Genomic DNA, 14,892 nt, shown 5'->3' with positions numbered 1-14,892 from the left:
GCTTCGCCTTACCCGGCACAACCTCAATACATCAACTTCACCTGCTGCGCCTTTGCATACGACACCAGCTCTTCATCCGGGCGGCAATCGCTGACGATGGCGTCAAAGCGCGACAGTTCTCCCATCCTTGCCGGACGGACCTTGCCAAACTTGCTGTGATCAACCACCAGCACATGCTGCTGCGCGGCGTTGAGCGCCCAGTGTTTCACCGGCAGCTCTTCAAGATTAAAGCAGGTTGCGCCCTGCTGCACGTTCACGCCCGCCGCAGAATAGAAGGCGATGTCGGGGCATACATTGCTCAGCGTGTCCTGAATATTCAGCGGCTTAAAGATGGCATTGCTGGCATGAAACTCACCGCCACACAAAATCACCCGGCACGCCGGTTTTTCCTGCAAGGCCAGGAAGGTATTCAGGGAATAACAGACGGCGGTAAAAGGAACGCTGCTGTCGATGGCCTCGATGATCCACGGGGTTGTCGTCCCGCAGTCAAAAAACAGCGTTTGATGCGGCTGCACCAGCGAGGCGGCGAGCCGCGCGGCTTTGCGCTTCTCTTCCACCAGACGCGTTTTTTGATCGCTTAACAGGTAATGGCTGGCGCTGCGCGGCTCCAGGACAATGTATCCGCCAAGCAGCACAACGGGGGCGCTGTCGCTGTTCAGATCGCGACGAATGGTCATTTCAGACACGCCAAGCAGGGTAGCGGCTTCCTTGAGATGCAGCTTGTCGCTGCGCTTCAGCGCCTGAAGCAGCTGAGCAATGCGGTCATCGCGACGTGTTTCCATAGATCCTCGGGCTAAAAAAGTGAGCCCCCGCAGGGCGGGGGCTCAAGTGTAACCTGACGGACCGGGGTTAGTCACGTATCCATCCTTTGCGGATCGGGAGGGCAAACAGAACGCGATAGGCCTGCGATAATCCCCGGTAAAGCGCTGGACCAAAAAGGCTCCACATAATGGCTGCGCTGACGCAGCCCATCAGCCCCACCAGGAAACCGCCTACCATGTCCAGCGGCCAGTGCACGCCCAGATACACGCGGGACCAGGCGATGGCGACGGCGACCCCCATCAGCACCACGCCGGACCACAGGCGATGCCAGAACAGGAAGGCCAGCGCGAAGGTGAAGATCACCGTGCCGTGATCGCTCGGGAACGAGTCATCCGGCGCGTGGTGCAGGAAGTTATAGCCAACGTGCTCGACAAACGGCCGATCGTGCGGGAAGGCGAGCCCCAGCACATAGCTTGCCAGCACGCTGACGCCGATGGCCATCGCCATTTTAATCACCAGGTGGCGCTGGGCGGTGACCTGATTGCGCGGGCCCCATAGCCAGAGGATCGCGGCCAGCGCCGGCACGATGCTGATCAAATCCTTAGCAATGAAGGTGGCGAGATCAATCATCCATTCCGGCGACGCTGGCGTGGCGTTGAGCAGGTAAAACAGTCCGTAGTTCAGATTCTCTAGCATCGTATCGTTACTCTTTAGCAAACCAGGTAGAAACCAGCCCGTAAACCAGCACCTGGGAAAACCAGACCCACCACCCGGCCCACAGGTTGTGAGAGAAAAAATGCGCGCCGCGCATGACCTGTCCGAAGCCCATCAGCAGCCCCAGAGCGGCCCCCAACGCGACAAAGGTCCAGGCCAGGCGCGGACGTTCACGCCAGAAGGCAAAAAACAGCCCCATGACCATAAATCCGCTCGAGGCGTGGCCGCCGGGAAAGCAGCGTCCCGGTCCGCTGTCGGCCGGAATGGCGCTGAACAGGGGATACGAGACGGCTTTGCCGCCATACTCCACCAGATCCCACGGACAGCTGTGGTGGCTCATGCTTTTCAGGGCGCCTACAACGAGCGCGCCCAGACCCATCAGAAGCGCGGCCGTCACCAGCCGGGCATTGCGTCTGTAAGCCCCGTAAACCAGCGCGATGACGGCCAGGGCAATGGCCACATATTTCGCCAGCCGATGGTTCAGCAGATCCAGCAGCGGATTTTGCTGTAGCGGAAAATGGTGCGTCGCGGCGTCATACCAGAAGCCGGTTAGCCATCGGTCGAGCGATTCATCGCGAGAAAGCCAGGTAAAAAGCACCGCGAGGGCGATCAGCACGAAAAGTTGATAACCATAAAAGCGGGCGGGCAACCGGTAAAGGCGTTTTGTCTTATTTATCGGTAAGGTAGATAATTCTGAAGGGCTGACGGCGTGTGTCATAATTTCGGTCAATAACGTGAAATAGCGCTATCTTAACGAGGGCAACTTAAGGAAACCTTAAACAACAACGATAAGTGCGTTATTTCTGTTTTCTCACGTTATTGTGCTATCTCAGACAGCAGCAATTCATTACACTCATCGCGATTTTTTCATATTAAAGAGATTGCATGATAAACCGTTCTTCTTCCGGTAATCGTCTGGGCCGTCAGGCGTTACTTTTTCCTCTGTGTCTGGTGCTTTACGAATTCTCTACCTACATCGGCAACGATATGATCCAGCCGGGCATGCTGGCCGTGGTTGAGCAGTACAACGCAGGTATTGAATGGGTGCCAACATCCATGACAGCCTATCTCGCGGGCGGCATGTTTTTACAGTGGCTGTTAGGGCCGCTGTCGGATCGTATTGGCCGCCGTCCGGTGATGCTGACGGGCGTGGTGTGGTTTATCGTCACCTGTCTCGCCACGCTGCTGGCGCAGAACATTGAACAATTTACGCTGCTGCGCTTCCTTCAGGGCGTGAGCCTGTGCTTTATCGGCGCCGTGGGCTATGCCGCCATTCAGGAGTCGTTTGAGGAGGCGGTGTGTATCAAGATCACCGCGCTGATGGCGAACGTGGCGCTGATTGCACCGCTGCTGGGGCCGCTGGTGGGGGCCGCATGGGTGCACGTTGCGCCGTGGGAAGGGATGTTCGTCCTCTTTGCTGTGCTTGCGGCTATCTCTTTTTTTGGCCTGCACCGCGCGATGCCGGAGACCGCGACGCGTCTGGGAGAAAAGCTCTCGCTTAAAGAGCTGGGCCGTGATTATAACGCGGTGCTGAAAAACGGTCGTTTTGTCGCGGGCGCGCTGGCGACGGGGTTTGTCAGCCTGCCGCTGCTGGCGTGGATTGCCCAGTCGCCGGTCATTATCATCAGCGGCGAGCAGCTTAGCAGCTATGAGTATGGCCTGTTACAGGTGCCGATTTTTGGCGCGCTGATTATCGGAAACCTGGTGCTGGCGCGTCTGACGGCACGCCGTACCGTGCGTTCATTGATAATTATGGGCGGCTGGCCGATTGCGGCAGGGCTGATCGTTGCGGCGGTGGCGACCGTTGCTTCGTCGCATGCGTACCTGTGGATGACCGCGGGGCTGAGCGTTTACGCGTTTGGTATTGGCGTGGCGAATGCCGGTCTGGTGCGCCTCACGCTGTTTGCCAGCGAAATGAGTAAAGGCACGGTGTCCGCCGCGATGGGGATGCTGCAAATGCTGATTTTTACCGTCGGTATTGAGGTGAGCAAGCATGCTTACGCGTTTGGCGGTAACGGGCTCTTCAGCCTGTTTAACCTAGCCAACGGTGTGCTGTGGGTAGGGCTTCTAGTGGTGTTCCTGAAGGACAAACGCGTCGGAAGCACACTGCAACCCTAATCCTTATTCCCTCTCTTTGCGGGGTGAGGGCATCAGGCCGCAGTAAATGTCACCCGGTGGCGCTGCGCTGACCGGGCCTACGGGCTGGGTGTTTTCCCTCTCCCTGTGGAGCGCACGGAATCAATTAAACGGTGCCTTCCCATCCAGCACCTTATCAATCACGTCCAGTACGCCTTCGTCATTATTGTTCGGCGCTTCATAGCTGGCCACCGCCTTAATGTGCGGTTTGGCATTGGCCATCGCGAAGCCATACCCTGCCTGGCGCAACATTTCCACGTCGTTACCGCTGTCGCCAAAGGCCACTACTTCGCTGTCTTCAATGCCCCAGCGTGCCTGAAGGATCCGCAGGCCGTTAGCTTTATGCACGCCGGGGATGATCAGGTCGATACTGCCGTGTCCGGTGGTCACCGGCACCATGATGTCGCCGAGCTTTTCGTGCAGCAGCGCCTGAATACGCGGGATCTCTTCGTCAGAGACGTTAAGCCCGAACTTGAAGAAAATATCGTTGAGATGGTCAAAGCTGCTGACGCTTTCAAGGCGGTGATAGTACTTTGCGGCGACCGCTTTGAAGAGGTCGTCATAGGTTTGCAGCGTGTAGGCGCTGTTTTTACCGCAGGCGATAATTTCTATGCCGGGCACCTCGTTCAGCAGGGTGGCGACGGTCTGGAAGTGCGCTTTCGACAGTTCGCCGTTAAACACGTCTTCGCCGGCATCCACCACCCAGCCGCCGTTTTCGGCCACGAACGCGATTTCATGGGCGATCTCCGGGAAAAACGAGATCAGCTGGTAGTACTGGTTTCCGCTGGCAACCACAAAACGGATGCCTTGCTCTTTCATACGCGCGTACTGAGCCAGAAAACGCGCCCGATTATAGGTTTTCGCATCGCTCAGGAAAGAGCCATCCATGTCGACTGCAATCAGTTTAACGCTCATATCCCTTCTCCATTGACGTTGATTCTGCTTCCGGTTTTGCCACCGCACGTGCCACCAGTGCGGCAATAATAACTAACCCTAATACCACCAGCATCGCACTGCGTAATCCGTAGTGCTCACCAAGGAACCCAAGCAGCGGCGGCCCCACCAGGAAAGCGAGGTAGCCGGTGGTTGCCACCACGCTCACGCGCGTCGGCGCATCCGGGCCAGTATCGCTGGCAGCAGAAATGGTTAGCGGGAAGCCAAGGGAGGCGCCAAGTCCCCACAGGATCACCGACACGCCGGCAATCCAGTCAACATCCACAAAGATGATCATCGCGATGCCCAGCCCGCCCAGCAGAGCGCTGGCACGCACCACCGCCACGCGGCTGTAGCGGTCGATAAACCAGCCGCCGGTGAAGCGCCCGACGGTCATGCCGAGCGTAAACCCGGCGTAGATCAGCGAGCCGGAGGTGGGGCTAAAGCCGTGTCCGTCCACCATCAGCAACGGAAGCCAGTCGTTGGCGGAGCCTTCTGCAAACGCCATCGCCAGCACGACCACGCCAATCAGCATCAGCTGGAAGTCACGGTAGAAGGGCAACCCTTTTGCCGCGGACTTCTGTTCATCCGAGGCGTTTTGTCCCGTACCGGCGGGAATAGCCCTGATGCCGGTGAGGACAGGGATAATGCAGACCAGCGCCGCCAGCAAAATATGCACGTTAGCCGCAATGCCCAGCGCCGTCAGCGCCATCCCCACGCCCGCGCCCGCCAGCGTGCCGAGGCTGTAAAAGCCATGCATCATCGGCAGCACCGTTTTGTTCATCTCCTTCTCGACGGCGGCGCCTTCAACGTTAATGGCGACTTCTGCCGCACCAAAGCTCCCGCCGAACACCATCAGCCCGAGGGCGAACATCAGGGGCGAGGCAAACCACAGCGCCACGCTCAGCGCGATCATTCCGACCACGGCGAAGCACATGGTAGTGCGGATCACCGTACGGGTGCCAAAGCGCTTCACCAGCCAGGCCGAGCACAGGATGCCGCTCATCGAGCCAATCGACAGACCAAACAGCACAATCCCCATCTCTGCCGTCGAGACGGATAGCGTATCGCGGATGGCCGGGGTGCGCGTCGCCCAGGAGGCCATCAGCAGCCCGGGTATGAAGAAGAACATAAACAGCGCCCACATGCGCAGATGCAGGGCTTTGCGAGGAGAAGATAACGTCATTGGGATCAGCACCAGAAGAACAACAATAGCGACAACACTAGCAACTTTGTGTACATTTGTACACAAACCGGATGAGGAATTTATGAGCAGACCACCGAATGACCCTAACCGTCGGGAGAAGATACTTCAGGCGACACTGGACACCATTGCAGAGCACGGTATTCATGCCGTCACGCACCGCAAGATTGCCACCTGCGCAGGCGTACCGCTGGGGTCGATGACCTACTATTTCGACGGGATGGAGTCGCTGCTGGAAGAGGCATTCACGTGGTTTACGCAGCAGATGTCCCGGCAGTACCGGGATTTCTTCGCGGAGGTTACCGGGCGGCAGAGGGCGTGCGAGGCCATTACCACACTGATCCACAGCTCAGCCGTGACCACGCCACACAATATGGCGCTAATGTATCAGCTGTACGCCTTTATGCACCGCAGCGCCGCGCTGAAAACGGTCATGCAGGACTGGATGAAGATGAGCCAGACCACGCTTGAACAGTGGTTCGATCCGTCGACCGCCCGCGCGCTGGACGCGTTTATCGAAGGGATGACGCTGCACTTCGTGACCGACCGCGCGCCGCTAACCCGGGAGGAGATTCGGGCGATGGTGGGACGCATCGCGCAGGAGCAGGTGCCCTGCGATTAACCGCAGGGTAACCGCGACGTTATCGTCCCTGAATTTTTTTTCCGGAAGCGTCTACAACCGCTTCGCCATCCTCTTTGGTGAACGCCCCTTTTTGTGCGTCGGGCAGAATATCCAGCACGCGCTCCGACGGACGACACAGCCTCGTCCCCAGCGGAGTAACGACAATCGGGCGATTGATCAGAATTGGATAGTGCAGCATGTAGTCAACGAGCTGGCAGTCGCTAAACCTGTCTTCCGCCAGGCCAAGGTTTTCGTAAGGCTCCACGTTTTTTCGCAGCAGATCGCGGGGTGAAATGCCCATCTCAGCCAGCAGCTTCACCAGTTCGTCGCGAGACGGCGGCGTCTCCAGATACAAAATAATCTCGGGTTCGGTGCCGCTGTTGCGGATCATCTCCAGCGTATTGCGCGACGTGCCGCAGGCGGGGTTGTGGTAAATGGTAATGTTGCTCATATCAGTTACTCACTACAGTGTGACGGAGAGACGTAACGCCAGTGCGGCAAGCGTTACAAACAGGACCGGCAGCGTCATTATCAAGCCCGTCCGGAAATAGTAGCCCCAGGAAACAATCATGTTTTTCTGCGCCAGTACATGGAGCCAGAGCAGGGTGGCCAGGCTACCGATAGGGGTGATTTTCGGCCCCAGATCGCAGCCAATCACGTTCGCGTAAATCATCGCCTCTTTAATCAAACCTGTTGCCGAACTGCCATCAATCGAGAGCGCGCCAATCAGTACCGTTGGCATATTGTTCATTATGGATGACAGGAAGGCGGTGATGAATCCGGTGCCCAGCGTGGTGGCCCAGAGTCCATAACCGGCTAAGCGATCCAGAACGTCTGAGAGATGCTCCGTCAGCCCGGCGTTGCGCAGGCCATACACCACCAGATACATCCCCAGCGAGAAGATAACGATCTGCCACGGTGCGCCGCGAAGCACTTTTCCGGTATTGATAGCGTGCCCGCGTTTTGCGACGGCAAACAAAATCAGCGCGCCCACGCTCGCGATGGCGCTGACGGGAATGCCGAGAGGCTCAAGCACAAAGAATCCGACGAGAAGTAGCAGCAGCACGATCCAGCCCGCCCTGAAGGTTGGCAGATCGTTAATGGCCCGTGCCGGCTCTCGGAGTTTCGCCAGTTCGTACGTCGGAGGAATTTCCCTGCGAAAGAACAGGTGCAGCACGATGAGCGTTGCGGCAATCGCGGCGATATCAACCGGGATCATCACCGAGGCGTACTCGCTGAACCCCAGCGAGAAGAAGTCTGCCGACACAATGTTGACCAGGTTGGAGACAATCAGCGGCAGGCTGGCGGTATCGGCGATAAAGCCTGCCGCCATCACAAACGCCAGCGTGGCTTGTTGACTAAACCCGAGTGCCAGCAGCATGGCGATAACGATAGGCGTGAGGATCAGCGCCGCACCGTCATTGGCGAACAGCGCCGCAACGGCCGCACCCAGCAGCACGATCCAGGTAAACAGCACTCGCCCCCGACCGTTCCCCCAGCGGGCAACGTGCAGCGCCGCCCACTCGAAAAAACCGGACTCATCCAGCAGCAGGCTGATAACGATCACCGCGATAAACGTGGCCGTGGCGTTCCAGACAATATTCCAGACCACCGGAATATCGTTAATATGAATAACGCCGCTCGCCAGCGCCAGCGCGGCGCCAATGGTCGCGCTCCAGCCGATGCTAAGCCCTCTGGGTTGCCAGATGACCAGCACCAGCGTGAATAAAAAAATCGCTCCTGCCAGAAACATTGCTTACTCCATTATATCTGATTTTGTGAATATGTTTTACTTAGCACGCACCTTGAACTTTACCTTTCAGCTTCAGGCGGGTGTCTTCACGCAGGCAGTTCCAGCTGTTATCGATAATGGACGCTGCCCACGCGGGCATGTTCGGAGATAAACGGTAATGGACCCATTTCCCTTCACGTCGGTCTATGACCAGCCCGGAATCCCGGAGCAGTGCCATATGGCGGGAGACTTTCGGCTGTGGCTCGTTGGTGGCGGCGCAGAGATCGCAGACGCACAGTTCCCCCGCTTCACGCAGCAGCATGACGATGGCGAGCCGCGTTTCGTCGGAGAGGGTTTTGAAAAGCTGAAGGGGGTGAAGCATTTGGTCATCCTGAGGGTATCTCATTCATATTCATTAAATCATATATGTATATGGCGGGCGAGGGAAGGGGGATAAGGGCAAATAGATGCCCTTAAAGAATTGCTGTTATTTTACGCCGTCGCGCGTTCATTCCAGGCGTCGCTGTGCTGAATGTTCCCATCAACAATGCGCCAGGTGATCTTCTCATACTGTAAGCTGACGCTTTCGACGTGGTTAATTTTATCGTTGGCTGCGATTTTCACGTTAGGCACGCTACAGTTAACCCCGGTCACCTTCACGTTCTCCATAAAGACGGTGTAATAGCAGACCTCCTGACCAGCATCGTTAATATGATAAAACTTTATTTCTGCGCTTTTCAGCGCTTGGCCATTGGCGGCTGCTTTATAAGGATAAGGGGTAGAGCTATCCACCTCTTTTTCGATCCTCATGGAAGAGTGCTGACGTGTGCCGGTAATCGCTCCGTTTGCGCTGTTTACCGGAAGATTGATACCGTGACTTAAACCGATTATCTCAATGCTTCCTTCGCGGTCCTGGACATCTACTGAGCCTTTGATATCCGCGCCGCCGTCGTCTTTGAGCCACATATAGGGAGGGATTGGCATGTTATTTGTTCCTTTTTTTGTTAAATAACTTCATTGTTAAGAAATAGAAGACCGTTGTGAGAGTAACCAGGATTAAAATATCGGCGTTTATATATGTTTCGTACATTGTCTCCGCATTCACATCATCATAGATGTATTCGCAAATAGCAGTCGCAACGTCATGATTAATGTAAGCTGTTGAAGGACCCAGGGTGCGACCTACCAGGAAGCTAATTAAAACAAACCAGACGGCCTTTAACAGCCTTGAGGCCCATTTACGGGCAGGCGTAGCTATATCCACTGTCAATAACCTCAATGCAACCGCGAGCCATGAGTGAACGCATACACGGGACTTGAATAAGCTCTGTATTCATCAAAGCGCTATGAATCGCTGCATAATCGGAGTTATGAGCGATTGTTATACATCCTTCTGACACTGTACCCGGATGGAGTCTGAACAGCCCGCGATAGACGTGTTCAACCCATGTTCCATCGTCGATCCCCCAATCATCCCTATATAAAGCAAACCACTCATCACGGCCAAATTCCGCACCGGATCTTATTTTGTTCCACTGGTCCTGAACATGAGCCTTTATTGAAGATAAGAAACCGCCTGAACCTCGATCGACAATCCAATATTTACCTGGGGGAATTGGGCCTGCACCTTAAATTGCGCCGCAGGCTCCTTGATTACGGTAAGCTCCCTGACCGGAATGTGCCATAAAGATGCCAACCCCATATAAATTAAATGGGGCGTAGTCAGCACCGTTTAGCGTCATTGTTCCATTTATAGCCATACATATCTGCCTTTCGTTTTAGCGGCGGATATGATGTCTGGCATGTACTGCGCCTTTTTATCAGGGCTCAAACAAGTGTATGGGGCGATTGATGTTACCTCCGCTATTGACATTACTGCGCTTAAAAACTCCATTCCTTTCCCTGCCATCAGGTGGTTTATTCGTTCCAGCTTAAGCCCGCTACCTGTATGGAAGGTCAAACCCGATCATGTTTACGCTCAATCGGTGTTCTTTTAAGATATTGACCAGGCAAATTTTAACCGCATGAGACGATCAGCGATGCCGCCACGCTTTCGCCATGGGCATAAAGGTAGGGTTATAAGCAACGGATTGGAAAGAGGGGTAAATCTCAGGCAACAAAAAACCCATCAACCTTGAACCAAAATGGCGGGGTTGATGGGCTCCACAAATTGGGGACATCAAAGAAAAGCAGTGGCAATAGTTATGACTGTGACCTGTGTAAAAAGTTCTGCGCGTAACGAAAATTTTTTCAGCCACGCGCAAACTTAAGATTTATCCGAGTCCGGGCCAGATAATGACGATCAGCGTACCTGCCAGCGTCAACAGCACGTTTGCGATCGCGTACGTGCCTGCATAGCCCAGCGCCGGAATATTGCTGCGCGCGGTGTCGCTGATGATTTCCATCGCCGGTGCGCAGGTACGTGCGCCCATCATCGCGCCGAAGAGCAGGGCGCGGTTCATGCGTAGCACGTAGGCGCCGAACAGGAAGCAGATCACCACCGGCACCAGGCTGACAACAAGTCCGGAAAGCAACATTTGCCAGCCGACAGCGCCCAGTCCGTTGCCAATGCCGCTCCCGGCGCTTAAGCCGACACCCGCCATAAAGACCATCAGGCCGAACTCTTTCACCATGTTCAGCGCCCCCTGAGGGATATAGCCGAAGGTCGGATGGTTCGCTCGCAGGAAGCCCAGCATGATCCCGGCGAACAGCAGGCCGGCAGCGTTACCGATGCCGAAGCTAAAGTTGCTAAACTGGAAGGTGATCATCCCAATCATCAGACCGACAATGAAGAAGGCGCAGAAAGCTAACAGGTCCGTCACCTGGCTGTGAATGGAGATAAAGCCGATACGGTCGGCAACGGTTTTCACACGTCGGGCATCGCCGCTGACCTGCAACACATCGCCTTTGTTGAGCACCACGTTATCGTCGATAGGCATTTCAATCTGGCTGCGGATCACGCGGTTGAGGAAACAGCCGTGGTCGGTCAGCTTCAGCTGTGCCAGTCGGCGGCCCACGGCGTTATGGTTTTTCACCACAATCTCTTCAGTGACGATACGCATGTCCAGCAGGTCGCGGTCGAACACCTCTTTCCCGTTGCGGAAGCTGGGATCGAGACGCGCGTGGGCGTCCGGGTAGCCGACAAGGGCGATGTCATCGCCCATCTGGAGCACCGCGTCACCGTCCGGGTTAGCCAGAATACCGTTACGACGAATTCGTTCGATGTAGCAGCCGGTCTGACGGTAGATCCCAAGTTCGCGCAGGTTTTTCCCGTCGGTCCAGGCAACCAGCTCCGGGCCGACCCGGTACGCGCGGATCACCGGCAGGTAAACCTTACGTTTGGAGTCCGTGTCCAGGCCGCGCTCGCGGGCAATGGTCTGGGCGCTGGTCTGGAGATCCTGATGCTGAAGTTTCGGCAGATAGCGCGCGCCAACAATCAGGCTTACCAGACCAATCAGATAGGTCAGGGCATAGCCCAGGCTCAGGTTGTCCAGCGCGACGGAAAGCGGCGTGCCTGCCATGCCAGAATGACGAAGCGTATCCCCGGCACCCACAAGCACCGGCGTGGAGGTCATCGAGCCGGCCAGCATACCGGCCGTTAAGCCGATGTCCCAGCCAAACAGTTTGCCCAGCCCTAACGCAATCAGCAGCGCGCTGCCGACCATCACCAGCGCCAGCATCAGATAATTTTTGCCGTCACGGAAGAAAATCGAAAAAAAGTTCGGGCCGGCTTCCACGCCTACGCAAAAAATAAACAGCATGAAACCTAAGTTAAGCGCGTCCGTGTTAATACTGAAATGTTGCTGACCTAATAACAGCGAGACGACTAAAACGCCAATGGAATTACCAAGTTGAACTGAACCCAGGCGCAATTTACCCAGACAAAGGCCCAGTGCCAGTACCACAAATAATAACAGGATGTAATTCCCATTTAACAAGTCTGCGACGTTTATATTCACGGAGGCTAACTTCTTGTTTACCAGTAAGTTGTTGAATGAAAGGACTATTTGGGCTACTGTTTTCAGAGTCAGGGAATCACTGAGACTCTCCCTGCTTCCTGATAAATACCCTAAACACTAGCAGGCGGTTAGTTTAATCGTAATAGCCACCGACAGCCACCTATTATCGCACGACTTCCGTGCGTGTTTTGGCAAGGATTGCCGCAATGCTTTATCTGACCGGGCGTCCACCGGACGATTTTTGTATTTGATAGAGATAAGTCAGGAGGATAGTTTGAACTTTAAACGAAACTGGGCTGGCGTAATCAGCTGTTTTTTGCTGTTTACGGTCGTTTGCATGTCGCTTGCATTTAACGTGAAGGGCGCCTTCAGAGCGTCCGGTCATCCGGAGCTGGGCCTGCTGTTTTTCATTCTGCCGGGGGCAGTGGCCAGTTTTCTCTCGCGCAAAGGCGAGGTGGTGATGCCGCTTCTGGGAGCAATCCTTGCGGCACCCATCTGCTTGCTTCTGATGCGCGTGCTGTTTCTCTCGTCGAGGAGCGTCTGGCAGGAAGTGGCGTGGTTGTTGAGCGGCGTTTTCTGGTGTGCGCTGGGCGCGCTGTGTTTCTTATTTACGCGTAGCCTGCTGCAACAGCGGAAACACCGTAAATAAAAACGCCCTCAGGGTGAGGGCGTCTTCAGATTGCCTTACTGAGCGGCAAACAGGCCAAGGTGCTCTTTGGCGTAGGCTTCAAAATCGGTGCAGCCGCCGATGTGTTTCTGATCGAGGAAGATCTGCGGCACGGTTTCAACCGGTTTACCCACGGTTTTTTCCAGATCGGCTTTGCTGATGCCTTCCGCGTGGATATCCACGTAGCGGAAGTTAAAATCATCACGTTCTTCAGTCAGTTTCTCTGCCAGCTCTTTCGCGCGCACACAGTAAGGGCATCCTGGACGACCAAAAATTACTGCAAACATTTCTCTCTCCTCAAAAAACAAGCCTGACGGCGAATAATGCCTATAGTGCACGATAACCTGTCGTCATGGAAAGAAGGTTTCACCTGTCACTTTGATACAGTCAGGCTATGTTTCGCCAATTACATCATGGGGATCATTGCCTATACTGGCTGCCATACGTTTTACGCAATACAAAGAGAGACAAAATGACGCCAACCATTGACCTGCTTCGTTCCCACCGTTCCATTCGCCATTTTACCGATGAGCCGATTACTCAGGCACAGCGGGAAGCGATCATCGACAGCGCGCGCGGCACCTCCAGCTCCAGCTTTTTGCAGTGCAGCTCGATTATCCGCATCACCGATCCGGCGATGCGTGAACAACTGGTGACGCTCACGGGCGGACAAAAGCACGTTGCCCAGGCGGCCGAGTTCTGGGTGTTCTGCGCCGATTTTAACCGTCACCTGCAAATCTGCCCTGAGGCGGAGCTGGGGTTGGCGGAACAGCTGCTGCTGGGCGTGGTCGATACGGCGCTGATGGCGCAAAACGCCTTCACGGCGGCGGAATCGCTGGGGCTTGGCGGGGTGTATATCGGCGGGCTGCGCAACAACATCGAAAGCGTGACCGAGCTGCTGAAGCTGCCGAAACACGTGCTGCCGCTGTTTGGCCTGTGCCTCGGCTGGCCGGCGGATAACCCGGATCTGAAGCCGCGTATTCCTGCCGCGATGCTGGTGCATGAAAACCACTACCAGCCGGTCGACCAGGACGTTCTGAATCAATACGACGAAGAGCTGGCGAACTACTACCTGACGCGCGACAGCAACAACCGTCGCGACACCTGGAGCGACCATATTCGTCGCACCATTATCAAGGAGAGCCGCCCGTTCATTCTTGATTACCTGCACAAGCAGGGCTGGGCAACGCGGTAGTCCATTCCTCCCGCGCCTCGTGTATGATAGGCAGGCTTTTACCATGTCTTTAGAGAGGTGCAGGGTGAAGATTGCCATATTGTCCCGGGATGGAACGCTCTATTCATGTAAACGTCTGCGAGAAGCGGCGGCGAAGCGCGGGCATCAGATTGAGATCCTCGATCCGATGTCCTGCTATATGAACATCGATCCTGCGGCGTCGTCGATTCACTACAAGGGCCGCAAGCTGCCGCACTTCGATGCGGTGATCCCCCGCATTGGCTCCCAGATCACCTATTACGGCACGGCTGCGCTGCGCCAGTTTGAAATGCTGGGAAGCTATCCGCTCAACGAGTCCGTGGCGATTTCCCGCGCCCGCGATAAACTGCGCTCGTTACAGCTGCTGGCGCGCCAGGGAATCGATCTGCCCGTCACCGGGATTGCCCACTCCCCGGACGACACCAGCGATTTGATCGACATGGTGGGCGGTGCGCCGCTGGTCATAAAGCTGGTGGAAGGCACGCAGGGAATCGGGGTGGTACTGGCGGAGACGCGTCAGGCGGCTGAAAGCGTGATCGACGCGTTTCGCGGTCTGAATGCCCATATTCTGGTGCAGGAATATATTAAAGAGGCCAAAGGGTGCGATATCCGCTGCTTTGTGGTGGGCGATGAAGTGGTGGCTGCCATTGAGCGGCAGGCGAAAGAGGGCGACTTCCGCTCAAACCTACACCGCGGCGGTGTTGCGCGGGTGACCATTATCAGCGAGCGCGAGCGCGCGATTGCGGTGAAAGCCGCACAGACGTTAGGCCTGGACGTTGCGGGGGTCGATCTGCTGCGCGCCGAGCGCGGGCCGCTGGTGATGGAGGTCAACGCCTCGCCGGGGCTGGAAGGGGTGGAAAAAACCACGGGCGTCGATATTGCAGGTAAAATGATCGCGTGGATTGAACGTCACGCGACGCCGGGATTTTGCCTGAAAACGGGCGGTTAAA

At 55.9% G+C, this 14,892-nt stretch carries 16 protein-coding genes and 1 pseudogene; 5 read left to right on the top strand and 12 right to left on the bottom strand.

What is annotated here, in order from left to right:
• Positions 1-23 precede the first annotated feature (23 nt).
• The 3 genes from deoR to A3466_RS02440 form a co-directional block, all read right to left on the bottom strand.
• Complete coding sequence (gene deoR / locus A3466_RS02450) at positions 24-782, bottom strand: DNA-binding transcriptional repressor DeoR (RefSeq protein ID WP_063449246.1); 759 nt, start codon at positions 780-782, stop codon at positions 24-26.
• Between the two features lie 67 nt (positions 783-849).
• Complete coding sequence (gene ybjG, locus A3466_RS02445; protein ID WP_063449245.1) at positions 850-1,458, bottom strand: undecaprenyl-diphosphate phosphatase; 609 nt, start codon at positions 1,456-1,458, stop codon at positions 850-852.
• Positions 1,459-1,465: 7 nt separating this feature from the next.
• Positions 1,466-2,194, bottom strand: a complete 729-nt coding sequence (locus A3466_RS02440) for a phosphatase PAP2 family protein (protein WP_063449244.1) — start codon at positions 2,192-2,194, stop codon at positions 1,466-1,468.
• A 167-nt stretch (positions 2,195-2,361) separates the two neighbouring features.
• On the opposite strand from A3466_RS02440, the gene A3466_RS02435 reads away from it, so the two are divergent.
• Positions 2,362-3,594: an MFS transporter gene (locus tag A3466_RS02435; RefSeq protein ID WP_063449243.1), complete on the top strand. Its 1,233-nt coding sequence runs from the start codon at positions 2,362-2,364 to the stop codon at positions 3,592-3,594.
• Between the two features lie 120 nt (positions 3,595-3,714).
• On the opposite strand, the gene A3466_RS02430 is transcribed toward A3466_RS02435, so the two are convergent.
• Together A3466_RS02430 and A3466_RS02425 are read right to left on the bottom strand one after the other, a co-directional pair.
• Positions 3,715-4,527, bottom strand: coding sequence for a Cof-type HAD-IIB family hydrolase (locus A3466_RS02430; RefSeq protein WP_063449242.1), 813 nt, complete (start codon positions 4,525-4,527; stop codon positions 3,715-3,717).
• Positions 4,517-5,731 (bottom strand): MFS transporter, encoded by a 1,215-nt coding sequence (locus A3466_RS02425; protein WP_063449241.1) that lies wholly within the window; start codon positions 5,729-5,731, stop codon positions 4,517-4,519. The genes A3466_RS02430 and A3466_RS02425 overlap by 11 nt, the downstream gene beginning before the upstream one ends.
• Positions 5,732-5,813: 82 nt before the next feature.
• Here A3466_RS02425 and A3466_RS02420 point away from each other — a divergent pair, with 82 nt between their 5' ends.
• Positions 5,814-6,371 carry a TetR/AcrR family transcriptional regulator gene (locus tag A3466_RS02420; RefSeq protein WP_063449240.1) on the top strand — a complete coding sequence of 186 codons (558 nt, stop codon included), beginning with the start codon at positions 5,814-5,816 and terminating at the stop codon, positions 6,369-6,371.
• Between the two features lie 19 nt (positions 6,372-6,390).
• Here A3466_RS02420 and arsC read toward each other — a convergent pair whose 3' ends face one another.
• The 6 genes and pseudogenes from arsC to A3466_RS02390 all read right to left on the bottom strand — a co-directional run bounded on the left by arsC (position 6,391) and on the right by A3466_RS02390 (position 12,062).
• On the bottom strand, positions 6,391-6,822 hold the full coding sequence (gene arsC / locus A3466_RS02415) for a glutaredoxin-dependent arsenate reductase (RefSeq protein WP_063449239.1): 432 nt from the start codon (positions 6,820-6,822) through the stop codon (positions 6,391-6,393).
• Positions 6,823-6,834: 12 nt separating this feature from the next.
• Complete coding sequence (locus tag A3466_RS02410) at positions 6,835-8,124, bottom strand: arsenic transporter (RefSeq protein ID WP_063449238.1); 1,290 nt, start codon at positions 8,122-8,124, stop codon at positions 6,835-6,837.
• 40 nt (positions 8,125-8,164) lie between these two features.
• On the bottom strand, positions 8,165-8,485 hold the full coding sequence (locus tag A3466_RS02405; RefSeq protein ID WP_063449237.1) for a metalloregulator ArsR/SmtB family transcription factor: 321 nt from the start codon (positions 8,483-8,485) through the stop codon (positions 8,165-8,167).
• A gap of 110 nt (positions 8,486-8,595) precedes the next feature.
• Positions 8,596-9,087, bottom strand: coding sequence for an Hcp family type VI secretion system effector (locus tag A3466_RS02400; protein ID WP_063449236.1), 492 nt, complete (start codon positions 9,085-9,087; stop codon positions 8,596-8,598).
• Between the two features lie 254 nt (positions 9,088-9,341).
• Positions 9,342-9,863 (bottom strand): annotated as a pseudogene (locus A3466_RS21945) (DUF2778 domain-containing protein).
• Between the two features lie 513 nt (positions 9,864-10,376).
• Positions 10,377-12,062 carry an aspartate:alanine antiporter gene (locus A3466_RS02390; RefSeq protein ID WP_063449234.1) on the bottom strand — a complete coding sequence of 562 codons (1,686 nt, stop codon included), beginning with the start codon at positions 12,060-12,062 and terminating at the stop codon, positions 10,377-10,379.
• A gap of 274 nt (positions 12,063-12,336) precedes the next feature.
• Between A3466_RS02390 and A3466_RS02385 the strand changes: the two genes are divergently transcribed.
• Positions 12,337-12,711 carry an inner membrane protein YbjM gene (locus A3466_RS02385; protein ID WP_063449233.1) on the top strand — a complete coding sequence of 125 codons (375 nt, stop codon included), beginning with the start codon at positions 12,337-12,339 and terminating at the stop codon, positions 12,709-12,711.
• A gap of 35 nt (positions 12,712-12,746) precedes the next feature.
• Here A3466_RS02385 and A3466_RS02380 read toward each other — a convergent pair whose 3' ends face one another.
• Positions 12,747-13,016 carry a GrxA family glutaredoxin gene (locus A3466_RS02380; protein WP_014169305.1) on the bottom strand — a complete coding sequence of 90 codons (270 nt, stop codon included), beginning with the start codon at positions 13,014-13,016 and terminating at the stop codon, positions 12,747-12,749.
• A gap of 185 nt (positions 13,017-13,201) precedes the next feature.
• Between A3466_RS02380 and nfsA the strand changes: the two genes are divergently transcribed.
• Positions 13,202-13,924: a nitroreductase NfsA gene (gene nfsA, locus A3466_RS02375; protein WP_063449232.1), complete on the top strand. Its 723-nt coding sequence runs from the start codon at positions 13,202-13,204 to the stop codon at positions 13,922-13,924.
• Between the two features lie 64 nt (positions 13,925-13,988).
• Positions 13,989-14,891 carry a 30S ribosomal protein S6--L-glutamate ligase gene (rimK, locus tag A3466_RS02370; RefSeq protein ID WP_063449231.1) on the top strand — a complete coding sequence of 301 codons (903 nt, stop codon included), beginning with the start codon at positions 13,989-13,991 and terminating at the stop codon, positions 14,889-14,891.
• Position 14,892: the final 1 nt, after the last annotated feature.

Source organism: Enterobacter genomosp. S, assembly GCF_001631805.1.
GTDB lineage: Bacteria > Pseudomonadota > Gammaproteobacteria > Enterobacterales > Enterobacteriaceae > Enterobacter > Enterobacter quasihormaechei.
The sequence above is the reverse complement of the archived record's forward strand: the minus strand, read 5'-3'. Positions and strand labels throughout refer to the sequence as shown.

What these genes read in the sequence shown, in the direction of transcription:
- deoR (WP_063449246.1), bottom strand. Translation starts at nt 782, where the DNA reads ATGGAAACACGTCGCGATGACCGCATTGCTCAGCTGCTTCAGGCGCTG.
- ybjG (WP_063449245.1), bottom strand. Translation starts at nt 1,458, where the DNA reads ATGCTAGAGAATCTGAACTACGGACTGTTTTACCTGCTCAACGCCACG.
- A3466_RS02440 (WP_063449244.1), bottom strand. Translation starts at nt 2,194, where the DNA reads ATGACACACGCCGTCAGCCCTTCAGAATTATCTACCTTACCGATAAAT.
- A3466_RS02435 (WP_063449243.1), top strand. Translation starts at nt 2,362, where the DNA reads ATGATAAACCGTTCTTCTTCCGGTAATCGTCTGGGCCGTCAGGCGTTA.
- A3466_RS02430 (WP_063449242.1), bottom strand. Translation starts at nt 4,527, where the DNA reads ATGAGCGTTAAACTGATTGCAGTCGACATGGATGGCTCTTTCCTGAGC.
- A3466_RS02425 (WP_063449241.1), bottom strand. Translation starts at nt 5,731, where the DNA reads ATGACGTTATCTTCTCCTCGCAAAGCCCTGCATCTGCGCATGTGGGCG.
- A3466_RS02420 (WP_063449240.1), top strand. Translation starts at nt 5,814, where the DNA reads ATGAGCAGACCACCGAATGACCCTAACCGTCGGGAGAAGATACTTCAG.
- arsC (WP_063449239.1), bottom strand. Translation starts at nt 6,822, where the DNA reads ATGAGCAACATTACCATTTACCACAACCCCGCCTGCGGCACGTCGCGC.
- A3466_RS02410 (WP_063449238.1), bottom strand. Translation starts at nt 8,124, where the DNA reads ATGTTTCTGGCAGGAGCGATTTTTTTATTCACGCTGGTGCTGGTCATC.
- A3466_RS02405 (WP_063449237.1), bottom strand. Translation starts at nt 8,485, where the DNA reads ATGCTTCACCCCCTTCAGCTTTTCAAAACCCTCTCCGACGAAACGCGG.
- A3466_RS02400 (WP_063449236.1), bottom strand. Translation starts at nt 9,087, where the DNA reads ATGCCAATCCCTCCCTATATGTGGCTCAAAGACGACGGCGGCGCGGAT.
- A3466_RS02380 (WP_014169305.1), bottom strand. Translation starts at nt 13,016, where the DNA reads ATGTTTGCAGTAATTTTTGGTCGTCCAGGATGCCCTTACTGTGTGCGC.
- nfsA (WP_063449232.1), top strand. Translation starts at nt 13,202, where the DNA reads ATGACGCCAACCATTGACCTGCTTCGTTCCCACCGTTCCATTCGCCAT.